Source organism: Bifidobacterium sp. UTCIF-38, assembly GCF_006454495.1.
GTDB lineage: Bacteria > Actinomycetota > Actinomycetes > Actinomycetales > Bifidobacteriaceae > Bifidobacterium > Bifidobacterium callitrichos.
Window position 1 is genome coordinate 194,496 of sequence record NZ_JFAL01000002.1, and the last position, 15,427, is coordinate 209,922.

13 protein-coding genes are annotated in these 15,427 nt (G+C 66.1%); 7 read left to right on the forward strand and 6 right to left on the reverse strand.

Annotated features, from left to right (window positions below; translation table 11 throughout):
* Positions 1-119: 119 nt before the first annotated feature.
* From BW11_RS01385 to BW11_RS01395, 3 genes are all read left to right on the forward strand, one after another.
* A complete protein-coding gene (locus tag BW11_RS01385) occupies positions 120-1,256 on the forward strand; it encodes a metal ABC transporter solute-binding protein, Zn/Mn family (protein ID WP_140444413.1) in 1,137 nt (378 codons plus the stop codon).
* 113 nt (positions 1,257-1,369) lie between these two features.
* On the forward strand, positions 1,370-2,326 hold the full coding sequence (locus BW11_RS01390; RefSeq protein WP_052119087.1) for an ABC transporter ATP-binding protein: 957 nt from the start codon (positions 1,370-1,372) through the stop codon (positions 2,324-2,326).
* 26 nt (positions 2,327-2,352) lie between these two features.
* A complete protein-coding gene (locus BW11_RS01395; RefSeq protein WP_140444414.1) occupies positions 2,353-3,189 on the forward strand; it encodes a metal ABC transporter permease in 837 nt (278 codons plus the stop codon).
* Position 3,190: 1 nt separating this feature from the next.
* On the opposite strand, the gene ispF is transcribed toward BW11_RS01395, so the two are convergent.
* A complete protein-coding gene (gene ispF, locus BW11_RS01400; RefSeq protein ID WP_140444415.1) occupies positions 3,191-3,685 on the reverse strand; it encodes a 2-C-methyl-D-erythritol 2,4-cyclodiphosphate synthase in 495 nt (164 codons plus the stop codon).
* Positions 3,685-4,281, reverse strand: a complete 597-nt coding sequence (locus BW11_RS01405; protein ID WP_140444416.1) for a CarD family transcriptional regulator — start codon at positions 4,279-4,281, stop codon at positions 3,685-3,687. Before BW11_RS01405 ends, ispF begins: the two co-directional genes overlap by 1 nt.
* 140 nt (positions 4,282-4,421) lie before the next feature.
* On the opposite strand from BW11_RS01405, the gene glgB reads away from it, so the two are divergent.
* Genes glgB through BW11_RS01420 form a run of 3 tightly spaced genes read left to right on the forward strand, consistent with a single transcriptional unit; the run spans position 4,422 to position 8,557 of the window.
* The gene (gene glgB / locus BW11_RS01410) at positions 4,422-6,677 is read left to right on the forward strand and encodes a 1,4-alpha-glucan branching protein GlgB (protein WP_043165509.1); all 2,256 of its coding nucleotides are present in this window, start codon (positions 4,422-4,424) and stop codon (positions 6,675-6,677) included.
* 33 nt (positions 6,678-6,710) lie between these two features.
* Entirely contained in the window at positions 6,711-7,466 is a 756-nt protein-coding gene (locus tag BW11_RS01415; protein WP_043165393.1) for a response regulator transcription factor, read from the forward strand.
* 11 nt (positions 7,467-7,477) lie between these two features.
* Positions 7,478-8,557: a cell wall metabolism sensor histidine kinase WalK gene (locus tag BW11_RS01420; RefSeq protein WP_043165395.1), complete on the forward strand. Its 1,080-nt coding sequence runs from the start codon at positions 7,478-7,480 to the stop codon at positions 8,555-8,557.
* On the opposite strand, the gene BW11_RS01425 is transcribed toward BW11_RS01420, so the two are convergent.
* The gene (locus tag BW11_RS01425) at positions 8,530-9,231 is read right to left on the reverse strand and encodes a ComF family protein (RefSeq protein WP_258184454.1); all 702 of its coding nucleotides are present in this window, start codon (positions 9,229-9,231) and stop codon (positions 8,530-8,532) included. The two genes, BW11_RS01420 and BW11_RS01425, sit on opposite strands and share 28 nt — an antisense overlap.
* Positions 9,232-9,279: 48 nt before the next feature.
* Entirely contained in the window at positions 9,280-10,104 is an 825-nt protein-coding gene (locus tag BW11_RS01430) for an HAD-IIB family hydrolase (RefSeq protein ID WP_052119089.1), read from the reverse strand.
* A gap of 161 nt (positions 10,105-10,265) precedes the next feature.
* Here BW11_RS01430 and BW11_RS01435 point away from each other — a divergent pair, with 161 nt between their 5' ends.
* A complete protein-coding gene (locus BW11_RS01435; RefSeq protein ID WP_081887230.1) occupies positions 10,266-10,694 on the forward strand; it encodes a metallopeptidase family protein in 429 nt (142 codons plus the stop codon).
* Between the two features lie 3 nt (positions 10,695-10,697).
* On the opposite strand, the gene BW11_RS01440 is transcribed toward BW11_RS01435, so the two are convergent.
* Positions 10,698-12,221, reverse strand: a complete 1,524-nt coding sequence (locus tag BW11_RS01440) for a DUF5719 family protein (protein ID WP_140444417.1) — start codon at positions 12,219-12,221, stop codon at positions 10,698-10,700.
* Positions 12,218-15,355: a glycosyltransferase family 2 protein gene (locus BW11_RS01445; protein ID WP_375137616.1), complete on the reverse strand. Its 3,138-nt coding sequence runs from the start codon at positions 15,353-15,355 to the stop codon at positions 12,218-12,220. The genes BW11_RS01440 and BW11_RS01445 overlap by 4 nt, the downstream gene beginning before the upstream one ends.
* Positions 15,356-15,427 lie beyond the last annotated feature (72 nt).

Below are 15,427 nucleotides of genomic sequence, written 5' to 3' on the forward strand. Positions count from 1 at the left end.
GGTTCGGATTCACCGGGAAACCTCCATCGAACGGACCGGGATGCTACTACGATAAAGACCATAAGGTATCGGATCGGTTTCGTCGAAGTGGACTCCAAGTATCGGAAAGGGCGGCAGACATGAGCAGGAATCATCGCACTCGGGCCACGAGAGGGGCGCTGGCCGCGCTGATCGCATCGGCGCTGCTGTTCGCAGCCGGAGCGTGCGGCACCTCGAACACCACGCAGGTCGAGCAGCCGGATTCCCAGACGAAGACGCAGGAGAAGACCGGCGCAATCACCGTGGTAGCATCGATCAACCAGTGGGGATCCCTCGCCGAGGAGATCGGTGGCGACGACGTGAAGGTCACGTCGGTGCTCAGTTCGACGGGCGTGGACGCGCACGACTTCGAGCCGAAGACCTCGGATCTCGCCGCGCTGAGCAAGGCGGAGATCGTCGTGGCCAACGGTGCCGGGTACGACACGTGGGCCACGAAATCGCGCGCCTCCGACTCCACGCTCGTCTCGGCGGCGCAGATCGTCGGCGCGATGGACGGCGACAATCCGCATCTGTGGTTCTCGAAGGACGCGCGCAGCGGCATGGCCAAGGAGCTGGCGGATGCGTTCTCGAAGGCGAGACCGAAGAAGAAGGCCGAATTCGCCAAGCGTCTCAAGGCGTGGCAGGCCGAGGAGGACGATCTCGACGCCGCGATGACGAAGTTCGCCAAGGCGCATCCGAACGCCAGCTACGCAGCCACCGAGGCGGTGGTCTACTACCTGATGAGCGACATGTCCTTCGAGGACGTCACCCCGCGCGGATACGAGCAGGCGGTGGCCAACGGCGGCGAGATCGCGCCGGCGGATCTGCAGACCTTCCAGAAGCTTGTCGAGGACAAGAAGCTCGACGTGCTGATCAACAACACGCAGGAGGCCACGGACGCGACGAACATGCTCACCGGCGCCGCCGGCAGGGCCGATGTGCCGGTGGTGGACGTCAGCGAGCAGATGCCCGACAAGTACGACACGCTCGATGACTGGATCGAGGATCTGACCGAGAGGATCTTCACGGCCGTCGATCCGGAATACGACGACGACTCCAACGACGGGCAGACCGATCCGGACGCGCCAGCCGACGGGCAGGACCAGTCCGGGGAGCAGTCCAGCCAGGACCAGTCGGACGGATCGGCGACCACCGGCTGCTCGAACGGCGACGGCACCGGCGACTGCACCGGAGGCGACGACGGCTCCAACGCCGGCCAGCAGGACCCCGGCAAGTAGGGCTCAAGCAGGGCTATTGAGAACGGTTGTCAACATCATTTGCGATAATCCCCTTTCGGCAGGACAGTGACCAGCGGCAGAAATTCGCTGGCAGATCCGCGAAGGAGAATCGCATGAACGATCGGCACAGCGACGCCGGCGCCAGCACACCCACCGACGCCATCGTGTTCCGTGACGCCGCGATCAGGCGCGGTGACAGGATGATCTGGCAGCATGGCGACTTCGCCATCCCCGCCGGATCTGTCACCGCGATCGTCGGCACGAACGGCACGGGAAAGACCACGATGATGAAGGCGGAGCTGGGACTGATCCCACTCGCCTCGGGCTCGGTCACGGTGCTCGGCAAACCGGCGGGCGAGGCGAACCGGCTCATCGGCTACGTGCCGCAGAGCTACACATCGGGTATCGACTCGAACCTCACGGCCGAACAGTCGGTGCTGCTGGGTCTGACCGGCACGCGTTTCGGCATCCATCCGATCACCAGAGCCCAGCGTGCGCGGGCGCATCAGGCGATGGCCTTCGTCGGCATCGACGACAAGTCCGGATACCGTCTGTCCGAGCTCTCGGGAGGTCTGCGCCAGCGCGTCGCCATCGCACAGGCCATCGTCTCCGACCCCAAGCTGCTCATGCTCGACGAGCCGCTGGCCAATCTCGATCTGGCGTCCCAGCATTCGGTGGCCCATCTGCTCGCCCGTCTCAACCAGGAGCTCGGCATGACCATCCAGATCGTGGCGCATGACCTCAACATGCTGCTGCCGATCCTGACGGGAGCCGTCTATCTGCTGGATGGGCACCCCCACTACGCGGACATGCGCAAGGTGCTCGACTCACAGCTGCTCACTCACCTGTACGGCACCAACGTGCAGGTCGTGACCACTCCGCAGGGCGACATGTTCGTCACCCCCTCGCTCGACGAGCCGGAAGGCCAGCCGATGGACATGCACACGGTCGACGAGGTGGCCGAGCTGCACCATCACGCGCATACGCCGTCGATGCACCATGCGCAGTACGCGGAGCACGACGCGTCGCAGGACGCCACTCAAGACATCAAGGGCATCAAGGGCATCTGACATCAGGGCATCATAAAGGAGTGACGATGAGCCATATCAGTTTCAGCTTCGACCCCAATTGGATGGACACGCTCACCGCGCCGTTCATGACCAACGCGTTTCTCGCCGGCCTGTGCATCGCGTTCGCGGCCGGCGTGATGGGCTACTTCACCATCGCCCGCCATTCGACGTTCGCCGCGCACGCGTTGGCCCACATCGGCCTGCCCGGCGCGACTGGCGCGGTCCTGCTCGGATTGCCGGTCTCGGTGGGTCTGGGCGCGTTCGCGCTCGGCGGCGCGCTCGTCATCGGCGCGCTCGGCAAACGCGTTTCGGAACGCGAGATCGCCACCGGCACGGTGCTCGCGTTCGCCACCGGTCTGGGCCTGTTCTTCGCCCGACTGTCGTCGTCCGCATCCCAGCAGATGCAGTCGATCCTGTTCGGTTCGATTCTGACCATCACCAACGGTCAGATCCTCGGATTCGCGATCTTCGACGTCGTGCTGCTCGCGGCACTGGCGATCATCTACCGTCCGCTGCTGTTCAGCTCGCTCGACGAGCAGGTGGCGCAGGCCAAGGGCGTGCCGATCGGCTGGATGAACGTCGCGTTCATGGCGATCATGGCCGGCGTCATCACCATCGCCGTGCCAGCGGTGGGCACGCTGCTCATCTTCGCGCTGGTGATCACCCCGGCGGCGGCGGCGAACATCCTCGTCGCCTCGCCGCTCAAGGCGATGATCGTCTCCGGCGTGATCTGCCTGATCTCGATCTGGGGCGGATTGGTGCTCGCCGCGATGTTCCCCGCTCCCCCGAGCTTCATCATCGTGACGATCTCCACCCTGATCTGGGCCGTGGCCAAGGCGATCGAATCGGCGCGGCACAGGTAGGTTATTCGCACTCCTCAACCAGAGCCGAGGCGATGGCGGCGATGCCTTCGCCTCGGCCGGTGAATCCCATGCGGTCGGTGGTGGTGGCAGTTACGGATACCGGGCATCCGACCGCTTCGGACAACGCGCGAACGGCCTCGGCACGGTGACGGCCGATCTTCGGACGGTTGCCGATGATGGCGACGGACGCCGAGGACGGCGTGAAGCCATGTGATTGAAGATAGGCGACGGTCTCGCGCAGCATGGCCACACCATGCATGCCGGCACCGTGAGCGTTCGACCCGACGCCGAACAACGAACCGATATCACCGAGCCCGGAAGCCGACAGCAGCGCGTCGATCAGCGCGTGCGCGGCTACGTCGCCGTCGGAATCCCCCTCGATGCCGCTGCCCTCGCCGGGCCATTCGATGCCGGCGAGCCACAACGGGCGTACAACGGCCTCCGCGGCGTCAGCGGAGGCGAAACGATGGGCGTCGAAACCCTGACCGATGCGCATCAGCGCTTGCGGGTCTTTTTCTTCTCGACGTCGATGCGGGCCATCGTCTCCGAGGCCGCCTCCTCGGGGGCCTTGGTGTGATGCTTCTCATCGCCGGGCTTCGGCTCGCTGTAGCCCAGATTCACGTCGAGCAGACGCTGGGCCTCTTCCTCGTCGATCTTCTCGGACAGGGAGATCTCCGAGGTGAGGATGGAACGGGCCTTGGTCAGCATGCGCTTCTCGCCCGCGGACAGACCGTGCTCGTCCACGTCGCGCTGCGCCAGATCACGCACCACCTCGGCGATCTTGTTGACGTCACCGGTGGCGATCTTCTCGACGTTCAGCTTGTAGCGACGGGACCAGTTCATCTCCTTCTCGACGATGGGGGTGCGCAGGATCTCGAACACCGTGGCGACCTCGTTCGCGTCGACGATGTCTCGGACGCCGACCTTCTTCGCGTTGTCGACCGGCACGTTGATCACCAGGCCGTCGGAGGACAGCACCGACAGCTGCAGGTATTCGCGGGTGACCCCTCTCACGGTTCGTTCGGTGACCGCCTCGACCCTCGCCGCGCCATGACGCGGATAGACGACCATATCGCCGACCTTGTAACCCATGAAACCTCCGCTGGAGCAGACTGCAGAAAAAACCTGAAAAAGTATGCCACACCCCGTGGACCTGCGTATTGAGCCGGAAACGTCCACGATGCGACGCGCCAATTCCACGATGATAACGTTTGTAGCCGTACACTATGGGCATGGCTACTAACACAAACATCAATGACGATTCCTTTGCAGTGCCCGTTGACCAGGGTGCGCTCACCCAGGTCAGCAACGCGGAGTACTACAACCCCCACGAGGTCCTCGGCGGACATCTGGGAGAGGACAAGTTCGCCGCATACACGACCATTCGAGTCCTGTGCCCGAATGCGAAGTCCGTCTCCGTCCTGACCCAGAACGCCGAATTCCCCGCCGTGCACGAGTACAACGGCGTATTCGTGGCCGTGGTGCCGTCCCTCAAGACGGAGGACGGCTACGGCGTGCCCGTCTACCGCATCAAGTACTCGTACGAGGACGGCGTCGAGCACGTCGAGGACGATCCGTACCGCTACCTGCCCACCGTCGGCGACATGGACATGTACCTGTTCGGCGAGGGCCGCCACGAGCGTCTGTGGGACATGCTCGGCGCGCACGTGCTGCGCTATGACGATCCGATGGGCGGCGCCGACGGCACGCCCGGCGAGCAGGTCGAGGGCGTCTCCTTCGCCGTGTGGGCGCCGAACGCCCACGCGGTGCGCGTGATCGGCAACTTCAACGGTTGGAACGGCCGCCGCCACGCGATGCGCGAGCTCGGCTCCTCCGGCGTGTGGGAGATCTTCATCCCGGGCGTCAAGGCCGGCGAGGTGTACAAGTACCAGATCCTCAACGCCAACCACGAATGGGTCGAGAAGGCCGACCCGATGGAGCGCTCCCACGAGGTGCCGCCGGCGACCGGTTCGATCGTCGTCGAATCGCAGCATGAATGGGGCGATGACGCATGGATGGACCACCGCCGCGTCACCGATCCGATGGACCGTCCGATCGCGATCTACGAGATGAACGCGCACAGCTGGCGCAAGGACGTGAAGAACTACCGCGAGCTGGCCGACAAGCTGGTCCCCTACGTCACCAAGCTCGGCTTCACCCACGTGGAGTTCATGCCGCTGACGCAGTACCCGTTCACCGGCTCCTGGGGCTATCAGGTCACCGGCTACTACGCGGTCGACTCCCGTCTGGGCTCCCCGGACGACTTCAAGTACCTCGTCGACAAGCTGCACGAGGCCGGCATCGGCGTGATCATGGACTGGGTCCCGGCCCACTTCCCGAAGGACTCCTTCGCGCTCGGACGCTTCGACGGCACCCCGCTGTACGAGGATCCGGATCCGACCCGTGGCGAGCACCCGGACTGGGGCACCTACATCTTCAACTTCGGGCGCAACGAGGTGAGGAACTTCCTCGTGGCCGACGCCTGCTTCTGGCTGGGCGAATACCACGTCGACGCGCTGCGCGTCGACGCCGTCAGCTCGATGCTCTACCTCGACTACAGCCGCCAGCCCGGCCAGTGGCACCCGAACATCTACGGCGGCCGCGAGAACCTCGAGGCCATCGACTTCCTCAAGGAGGCCAACGCCACCGCGTACAAGAACAACCCGGGCATCATGATGATCGCCGAGGAGTCCACCGCGTACGCGGGCATCACCGCCCCGACGAGCGCCGGCGGCGTCGGCTTCGGCCTCAAGTGGAACATGGGCTGGATGCACGACACGCTCGAGTACCTGCACGAGACGCCGATCAACCGCAAGTGGCACCACAACGAAATCACCTTCTCGATGGTGTACGCCTACTCCGAGCACTACGTGCTGCCGCTGAGCCACGACGAGGTCGTGTACGGCAAGGGCTCGCTGTACGGCAAGATGCCGGGCAACGGCTGGGACAAGTACGCCGGCGTGCGCTCCCTGTTCGCCTACCAGTGGGCGCATCCGGGCAAGAAGCTCACGTTCATGGGCAACGAGCTCGCGCAGTGGGGCGAATGGGACTACAACAACTCCATCGACTGGGCGTGCCTCGACTGGCAGGACCACATCGGCGTGCAGCAGATGGTCGCCGACCTCAACGAGTTCTACAAGAAGCACCCGGCCCTGTGGACCCAGGACTTCACCCCCGAGGGCTTCCAGTGGCTCACCAGCGACGACGCCGACCACAACACGCTGAGCTTCCTGCGCATCGGTTCGAAGGGCGAGCAGCTCGCGGTGGTCGTCAACTTCGCCGGCGAGGCGTGGCAGGACTATCAGGTGGCCCTGCCCAAGGGCGGCAAGTGGACCGAGGTGTTCACCACCGACGACAAGAAGTACGGCGGTTCAGGCATCTCCAACGGCACCTTCGAGGCGGATGCCGGCGAATACCATTCGCGTCCGGCCTCGGCGAAAATCACCGTCCCCGCGCTTGGAGCTGTATTCTTGAAGCCAGAAGACTGATTCATACACAGTCGAAAGGCGGAAACAGAAACCATGCTCAATACCACGGCACGTCAACAGACAACGCCGCGCACCGTGCTGGTCGTCGAGGACGAACCCACGCTGGCGACCGCCATCGCGCAACGCCTGGCCACCGAAGGGTGGACCGCACGCGTTGCCGGTGACGGCGCCAGCGCCGTTCAGGCGGCCAGTCAGCTCAAGCCCGATCTGGTGATCATGGACATCATGCTGCCAGTGATGGACGGACTGGAGGCCACCAAGCGCATCGTGGCCGCCCGTCCGGTGCCGGTGCTCATCCTCACCGCCCGCGACGACGAGGCGGACAAGGTCATCGGTCTGGGCGCCGGCGCGGACGACTACATGACCAAACCGTTCTCGATGCGCGAGCTCATCGCCCGATGCAAGGCGTTGCTGCGCCGCGTCGAACGCGCCAAGGTCATCGCCAAGAACGCGGAGAACGAGAAGATCCTCGACTTCGGCTCGCTGGTCATCGATCCTGCGCAGCGTACGGTGAGCGTCAACGGCACCTTCGTGCACCTGACCCCCACCGAGTTCGACCTGCTGGCCACGCTGGCGCGCAAGCCCAAGTCGGTCCTCAAGCGCGAACAGTTGCTCGAGGAGGTCTGGGACTGGGTCGATGCCTCGGGCACCCGCACCGTCGACAGCCATGTCAAGGCACTGCGCCACAAGCTCGGCCCGGACATGATCCGCACCGTCCACGGCGTCGGATACGCCTTCGAGCCTCCGGCACCGCAGACCGAGACCGCATCCGAACAGCCCGGCAAGTGAGCTCCAAGCCCATGGCCGCACCACACTACCCCGTAAGAGAGGGCGCACGCGTTCGCCGCGTGCGCCCTCTCGGCATGTTCTCCTCGCTCAAGCTCGAACTGGGCGCACTGATCGTCATCGCCACCGCCATCGCATTCGCGATGTGCTGGTTCCTGCTCAAATTCGGCTGGAGCGGATGGATCGCCATGCCAGTCGCCCTCATCGTGGCGCTCGGCATCACCTACTACTTCTCACGCGGGCTCACCGCACGTCTGCGCCAGCTGCGCGACGCCGCCGAGGCGATGGCCGACGGCGACTACACCGTGCGCGTTCCCATGGACGAGTCCAGCCACGACGAGGTGGGCCAGCTGGCCCGATCATTCAATGAGATGGCCGCCGAACTCCAGCACGCCGATCAGACCCGCCGCGACCTCATCGCCAACGTCAGCCACGAGCTGCGCACGCCGGTCTCCGCCCTGCAGGCTCAGGTCGAGAACATGGCCGACGGCGTGACCGACCCCACGCCCGCGAATCTCGAAGGCATCCTCGACCAGACGCAGCGGCTCACCGATCTCATCGCCTTCCTGCTCGATCTGAGCCGTATGGAGGCGGGCGCCGCGAGCCTCGAGATCGAACGGTTCAACTTCGCCGACTTCCTCGACGATACGATCGAACCGCTGGAGCTGGCGGACGGCGGGCACGCGCACGACATCCACGTACGGGTGAACGACGACATCGAGATGGAGGGCGATCAGGACCGTCTGAGGCAGCTGTTCACCAATATCATCGGCAATGCGCTCAAGCACTCCCCCGACGGCACGACGGTGCTTGTCGAGGTGCACGAGGACGTCGGACACGGCACCGTGGTCACGAACGTCGTCAATTTCGGCTCGCGTATCGCTCCCGAGATCCGTTCCGACATCTTCCGCCGGTTCGTCAAGGGCAAATCCGGTCCCGGCACCGAGTCAGGCGGCACCGGTCTGGGACTGTCGATCGCACGATGGGCCGCGCAGCTGCACGGTGGCACCGTACGGGTGGTCGATGACGTGCGTGGCGCCGATTTCGAGATCGTCCTGCCGAAGCATCACGACGCGGGAGAGTCGGAGTCATAGTGCGGGGTCGCGGCCAGCGCCAACCCCGCCAGAACCCGCGCGCCCGCCGTCTCCAATGCGACGGCACAGGCGCGCATCGTGGCACCAGTCGTCACGATATCGTCGACGATGACAACCGTTCGTCCAGCCACCCGGCTCAAGGAACGATTGCGCACCGTCAATCGCCCGCCCATTCGTGAGGCGCGCTGATCCGCGCCGGCGGTCTCCACGGCCTTGCCGTCGACGACGCGGGCGGCGATCCGCAATGCCGGATCCACCCGTGCATCAAGACCCGACGATCGGTAGTAGGCCGCGACAGCCCTCGCCAGCGGCATCAGATGACGCCGTCCGCGTTCGGCCAAGGAACTGGCCGATGAGGGCGCGGGAACGACGAGCAGCGCGCCGTCCAAGGCCACCCCCTCGATCGGCAGCGCGCGACGTGCGAGCGCGACGATGCACTGCGCGAACTCGCGGTCGCATTCCTCATCGCCGTGATCCTTCCATGCGAGAATCGCACGACGGACGTTTCCGCCATAGACGGCGCCGGCGTAGGCATATCCCGTCACGGCTGCGGGGAACGGCAGGGCGATCACCTGGTCGAACAGGTCTCGGCATGAGGGGCAGAGCGTTTCGTCGGGCCGATCGCAGCCTGCGCATCCGCGCGGCAGCAGCAATCCCAGCATCCCTGCGAACACGCCGGATGTTCTGCCGGATACGCCGCTTCCCCCGTTCATGATCAGCGACTACGCCTGACGCGGCGGCTGTTCGGGATGCCATTCAGGCAGACGTTCGAGCAGACCGTCGACGAAGCGGATCGTATCGGCCGGACAGGAGACTGCGACGCCCATCGCACCTGCTTCGGCGGCGGGGTAATCATTGCCGCCAGGCGTCATACGGTCGCCGACGAAGACGATATCCGCCACCTGAATGCCGGTGCATGCGGCGAGCTCGCGAATGGCGAACGCCTTGTCGATGCCACGGCCAGCCACGTCGACGCTGGTGTAGCCGCCCGCATGCACCTTGAGATCGGGCAGGTCGTCGGCCACGGCCCGGGCCAGACGCTCCTTGAGCTCACCGGTCGGGTCGAATGCCTGCTTGGCCTCGAGCGGGGCCTGCTGGCCGAGCACGGAGAACGTGATCTGCGAGCCGCGGTCCTCGATGCGTTCGCCCCAGACGTGCTCGAGCCACAGTCCCTGCTCGCGTGCGTGACGCTCCAGACTGGCGGCGGCGCGGGCACGCTGGTCGGCATCGAGATCATGGCTGAAGACGCAGGACCACTCGTGCCCGTTCCAGCGCAGATATCGGGTGCCGCTGGTGGGCATCAGATGAAGATTCGCGAGGATCGCCCGATCCTCCAGCACGTCGAGGATCTGGCTGACGACGAGTGAGTATCGTCCGCCGGTGATGACCGCCACCGGAATGCGACGGGTGAGTTCGGAGAACCGGGAGGCCATCTGAGGCTTCATCGGCAGCTTGGAATTGGCAAGCGTGTTGTCCAGATCGAATCCGACAAGTCGGGTATGGGCAGCCAGAGCATCCAGATCCCATTCGTTCCACGGCTTGATCATCGACCGTACCTCCCATCCGGTTCCCGGCGCGATCCACAACGCCACCACCCGCAACGTCACCGCCCGCAGTGTCATCGTGCGATTGCACCGCTGTAACGGTATCCTAGCGCAACCGCACCGGCATCGGGCGTTCCTCGCCGCCTTGACCTACAGTGGAGGGCATGCTTGATGCCCCTTGGAATGAACGAGTCTACCGCAATCGTCATGGACGCGGCACGCGTACCCCCATGTTCGGCACACGTTTGCCACGATACCGTACGCGTTCCGGCATATTCGACGATCTGGTCGCCGCGCACATCCGCCGTCTCGCGGAGGCGTGGCCGGACCTGATCAAGCCGGTGCAGTTCGCCGTGGAGGACGTGCCGCCGTCCGATCCGGTGCCGTGGGAGACGGAGCCGAGTCTCAATTCGCGCGCGTTCCCGGCCGATCATGGCGCGCCGGCGCGTATCGTGCTCTACCGGATGCCGCTGCAGTCGCGTACGCGGGGGCGCGATGAGCTGCAGTGGGCGATCCGCGACGAACTGGTCATCCGGCTGGCGGAGCTGTACGGGCGCAGGCCCGAGGAGATCGATCCGGACTTCGAGTGGTAGGGTCTAGCGGACGATGGTGTTGTCCTGGGTGGAGCGGATCGTCGCCTCGCGCACGGTGAGCGAACTCGGTTCGTAGGCGGCAAGACCCGCCACCTTGGTGTTGTCGAGTCCGCCGCCGCCCAGCCGCACGCCCCATGCGACCGCCCTGTCCGCGCTTTCGACGAGCACGGCATCGCCCTCGCCCTTGAGCGTGGAGGCGCCGTTGGCCTTGATGGTCACGTCCTTCGCGTCGCCGGCCTTGCCGGTGTCGTCCATGAAGGTCAGCGTGACGGTGGTCTCCTTGTTGGTGGTGTTGATGAGGGTGATCGTCGCGTCGAGCCCGTCGGGCAGGGCGGCGCCGTCGAAGTGAGACACGGGGACCGCGGCGAGGGAGGCGAAGTCCTCCTGACCGTCGGCCCCGGACCGGATGGCGCGGGCCGAGGCGACGAAATCGTCGTCGCCGGTGGCGAGGATGCCACGGGCCCCCTTGGGGGCCTTGCCGAGGTCGAGGACGGTGACGCGCCCGTCCTTGAGGGCCTTTTTGCCGATCGAGGAGAGGCCGTCGTCGGTGACCCACGAGAGATTCACATCCCCGGCCTTGCTGCCGTACGCATACAGCGTGATCTCGTCATCCTGCGACACCGAGGGAATCGCGTTGAGCGTCGAGGCGGCCGAGGAGGGCATCGTGAAATCGGAGCCCTTCGGCGTCAGCCCATCGGCGTTGACGGAGGCCACGTATGCGGCCACGGGCATCACGTCGCTGGTGATGGTCACATACAGACCGTCCTGATCGGGGGCCGCCGCAGACAGGTCGACGACGGTGGTGCCGCCGGCCGCCACGGTGGCGGTGCCGGAGGTGGACAGGCTCATCGTGCCGGAGGACGACGTACCGATCACCTTGAGCGAGACGGTCGTGGCCTTCGAAGACGGGTTGGCGATCGTCATGCGGCGGCTGGCACCGGTACCGGTACCCGGCAGCAGGAACGAGCTGCTCATCGACGGAGTGACGCAGGTGGCGGCGGAGATGCCGCGCAGGTCGCCCTTGGAGGCGTGCGAGGCGATGACGCCGGCGTGGCCGGATCCCTCGGAGGCCTCGAGCAGGTTGGTCTCGAGCAGACGGTCGGAGTCGACCTTGTCGCGTCCCACCATGGCATCCGTGCTGCGCGGATTGGCGGGGGCCTTGAGCGAGAGGACGGCGTCCGAGGAGGATGCGCTGAACGGAGAGGCCGTGGAGGCGTAGACCGATCCGAACGCGGCGAACGACGCCGAGGTGGTCAGGTCGCCGTCAGAGGCGCGGTATTCGCTGTCGCCCCAATCGGTGGCGTCGGGCAGCGTCATACGGGCGGGGCAATACGACTGCACCGTCTGCTGGATGATGCGGTGCGAGGCGACGACGCCCGATGTGGCGCGATCGACGAACCACTGCGGCATCGACCCGATGGACAGCCAGACGAAGGCGGCGATCAGCACGACGCTGGTCAACGTCGCGAGGACGACACGTGCGACACGCCATAGGCGCGAGGCGATGGGTGATGTGGTCTGGTTCATGCCTCCCCCTCACGCTCCTGACGGAGCGCTTCATCGTGACGGCGTGGCGCCGCCACGAGCACGTACAGCAATGTGATCACGCCCAGACTCGTCAGCCAGGCGAACCGCCATGGGCTGCGGCGCATCTCGTTGAGATGAGTCTCGTCGACGCCTATCGCGTTGCCTTCGGCGGCGGTGAGACGATAGTAGGTGCCGTCCGTGTCGGTGACGACGGCCTGCGTGCCGTCCGAGGCGGTGATGTTGGTGGACAGCTGGGACGAACCGGCGCCGTCGGTGACGACGAAGAGTCCGCCGAAGCCCATGGCGGTCAGCTCGTTGATTGCATCGGAATCGCTGTTCGACAGCAGACGCGAGGCGAGCTCGCCGATCTTCAGGTCGTCGCCGTCATACTGGCCGACCGCCTGACGCGCCCTCCACGCGGGCGAGGAGTCGACCAGATCGCCGCGCGACGTGTGCATGATGGCGTAGCTGACATCAGTGTGCGATTCGGCGTCAAGCGCCAGCACACGCTGGTTCGGCGTCCGTTCGAGCGCGTCCATCGCGACCATCGGCAGTCCCGAGTCACTCACCGACACCGCACCGGAGATATGGCGCGCAGTGGAGAAGCCGATCCACGAGACGGTTCCTATGGCCAACACGCAGCACAGCAGTGTGCGTCCGGCGACGACGAATCCGTGACGGACCCGTTCGACGGACTTCCTGCGTGTCTCCACGCGAGTCGACTCGTGCGTGGAGGATTCACGCAGCTCGACGAAGCGTCGTACGGCGCCCCCGGCCACCAGACACACGCAGGAGAGCGCGCCGAGCACCGCGAACACCAATCCGGGAACCACCGATCCGGCGATCGCACCGCGCTGGTCCACGCCGATCGCGACGCGCGCCGACAGCAGGCTCAGAGCGCCGCCCGCCACGATCACGATCCACATCATGCGGGAGGCGCGCAGCGCGAACGGCAGGAACAGCGAGACGACGGCGAGCGCGACGAGCAGTGCGAGCGCGACGAACGTGGCGGAGGCGAAGGGGTCGGCGATGAACGCCGTCCACGTGAATCCGGCGTGTTCGTCGAAGCCGAAGGCGCGCACGATGACGTCGGTGAGGTTCAGTGCGGCCGGGTGTCCGTTCACATCGGACAACGGCAACGTCATGTCGCCGAACAGCTGGCGCCATTCGCCCGCTTCGGCGTGGCGGATGGCGTTGACGAGCGTGGGTGCGGCGAGCAGGGCCGCCGGCAGCGGCATGAGCAGCAGCATCGGGCGGTGGCGCGGCACGAACAGCAGGAAGACGAGGAAGACCGCCAGCAGCGGGATGAGCAGCTGGGGTTCGGCGGCGACCGTCGGCATGTAGCACAATGCGGCGGCCGCGGCGGCCTGCACGGAACGGTGCGGGTGGATTCGGTCCTCGGTGTGGTAGAGGCCCACGGCGCGGAAGGTGAAGGCGAATGCGGCCGGCAGGAACACCATCACGGTGAGCATCGGCAGGTTGGCGGTCGTGTACAGGCCGAGCGCCAGGGCGAACGACACCCACATGAGTCCGGTGATGACGCGTACCGCGTCGGAGCGGGTGAAGATGCCCGCCAGCGCCCAGAACGCGAACGCGGCCATGGGGGCCGACAGGAAGAAGAGCAGCGTGGTGGCCGCGGCGACGTGCCCGCCGGTGAGGACGGAGGCGGCGAGCAGCACCCACAGCCATGGTGCGGGCGGGGCGGCGATGCCGGATCCGATGCCCCACACCCATTGGGTCGTCGCTGCCTCGGCCAGTGCGCCAAAGGGGACGTTCGTCGGCAGCCATTGCGCCGAGTGCAGCGATCCGCCGCCCATCGCGGAACGGAACAGGGACCAGTCAAGCGCGAGCACGACGAGGAACGCCACGGCGGCCATCGCGCAGGCGAGTCCCCAGCGTCGGATCAGGCGCATGCGCAGATGGGATCGGACCAGCGGGCTGAGCAGCACGGTGCCGCGCTGCTCCTCCAGTGCGCGTGCGCGTTCGCGCCAGCGGGCCAGCTGGTCGCGGGTAACGGTCAGCACGGCGAGCTGACGATGTGTCACCGAGGTCTGCAACGCCACGGCCCGGCGTGCGTTGACGCCGCCGATCACGCCGGCCAGAGCACGCCAGGGCAGGCACAGTTCGCACAGTCCCTCGTACGGCTGCTTCGCGGCAAAGCGTCTGAGCGCCCGGCCGATGGCGGTCACGAGCGAAATCACCCATACCAGCGGCCATAGGGGCATGGGGATGTCGGTGTAGCGGTAGCGCTGCCATGCGCCGAGCACCCTCATCGAGGGGTTGAGCTCGCCGTCCTGGACGGGCTCGCCGTTGCGGGTGCGCAGTCCCTCGAAGCGTGCGCGGCGGTGGGCGATGCGTGCGCGCGGGGCGACGACGACGCGGCCTCCCGAACGGCAGATTCTGCGGCACAGGTCCGCGCCCTGCGCGTATGTGGTGAACCAGTTGGACAGGCCCCTCGAGGATCGGGCGATGTCCAGCGGGACGAGCGCGCCGGCCATCGAGACACGGAACACGTCGGTTCGGGTGTCGTACTGCTCCTGATCGGGTTCGCCGTCCACGACGAGCGTGTGCGTGCCGTGACCGGCCGCGTAGGCGCCGACGTTGTGCAGGTGGGTGCCCTCCCAGTCGAGCTGCTTGGCGCCGATCAGCGTGGCACCCGGCGTGTTGCGCCACGTCTCGACCAGTTGCTCCAGGCAACGGTCGTCGGCGGGACGCGAGTCGTCGTGCAGCAGCCACAGCATCTGCGTGGAGTAGTCGATCCTCGCCTGCTCGATCGCGTGTGAGACGGCCTCGCCGAAGGAGCGCGCCCCCTGCGCGCGCACCAGCTGCACGCTGATGGACGAGGCCTCCGGGAAGCTGTCGAGCGGTTCGGAACCGGCCGAGACGACCTCGAACGACAGTTCGATCGGATGCGACGTCTCTCCCGTGCAGTCGGCGATGATGATGGCGCCGGGAAGCACGCTCTGACGCAGTACGGCCGCCAGTGTGGCCGGCAGGAAGCGTAGGTCCCTTTCGACGGTGATCAGCGCGGCGACGGATCGTTCGACGCTCTGCGTATGCGTGTAGGGGCGTGAGGACAGGGCGTCGTTGACGATGCGACGCACGCTTGCGGCCGCGATGCCGGGTTCGGCCACGCCGTTGGCTCCGTTCGTTTCGTTCGATCCGTCCGCACCGCTGATACCGCTGATACCGGTAATGCCGGACGG

What these genes read in the sequence shown, in the direction of transcription:
- BW11_RS01440 (WP_140444417.1), bottom strand. Translation starts at nt 12,221, where the DNA reads ATGAACCAGACCACATCACCCATCGCCTCGCGCCTATGGCGTGTCGCA.
- BW11_RS01420 (WP_043165395.1), top strand. Translation starts at nt 7,478, where the DNA reads ATGGCCGCACCACACTACCCCGTAAGAGAGGGCGCACGCGTTCGCCGC.
- glgB (WP_043165509.1), top strand. Translation starts at nt 4,422, where the DNA reads ATGGCTACTAACACAAACATCAATGACGATTCCTTTGCAGTGCCCGTT.
- BW11_RS01415 (WP_043165393.1), top strand. Translation starts at nt 6,711, where the DNA reads ATGCTCAATACCACGGCACGTCAACAGACAACGCCGCGCACCGTGCTG.
- ispF (WP_140444415.1), bottom strand. Translation starts at nt 3,685, where the DNA reads ATGCGCATCGGTCAGGGTTTCGACGCCCATCGTTTCGCCTCCGCTGAC.
- BW11_RS01395 (WP_140444414.1), top strand. Translation starts at nt 2,353, where the DNA reads ATGAGCCATATCAGTTTCAGCTTCGACCCCAATTGGATGGACACGCTC.
- BW11_RS01405 (WP_140444416.1), bottom strand. Translation starts at nt 4,281, where the DNA reads ATGGGTTACAAGGTCGGCGATATGGTCGTCTATCCGCGTCATGGCGCG.
- BW11_RS01430 (WP_052119089.1), bottom strand. Translation starts at nt 10,104, where the DNA reads ATGATCAAGCCGTGGAACGAATGGGATCTGGATGCTCTGGCTGCCCAT.
- BW11_RS01385 (WP_140444413.1), top strand. Translation starts at nt 120, where the DNA reads ATGAGCAGGAATCATCGCACTCGGGCCACGAGAGGGGCGCTGGCCGCG.
- BW11_RS01390 (WP_052119087.1), top strand. Translation starts at nt 1,370, where the DNA reads ATGAACGATCGGCACAGCGACGCCGGCGCCAGCACACCCACCGACGCC.
- BW11_RS01435 (WP_081887230.1), top strand. Translation starts at nt 10,266, where the DNA reads ATGCTTGATGCCCCTTGGAATGAACGAGTCTACCGCAATCGTCATGGA.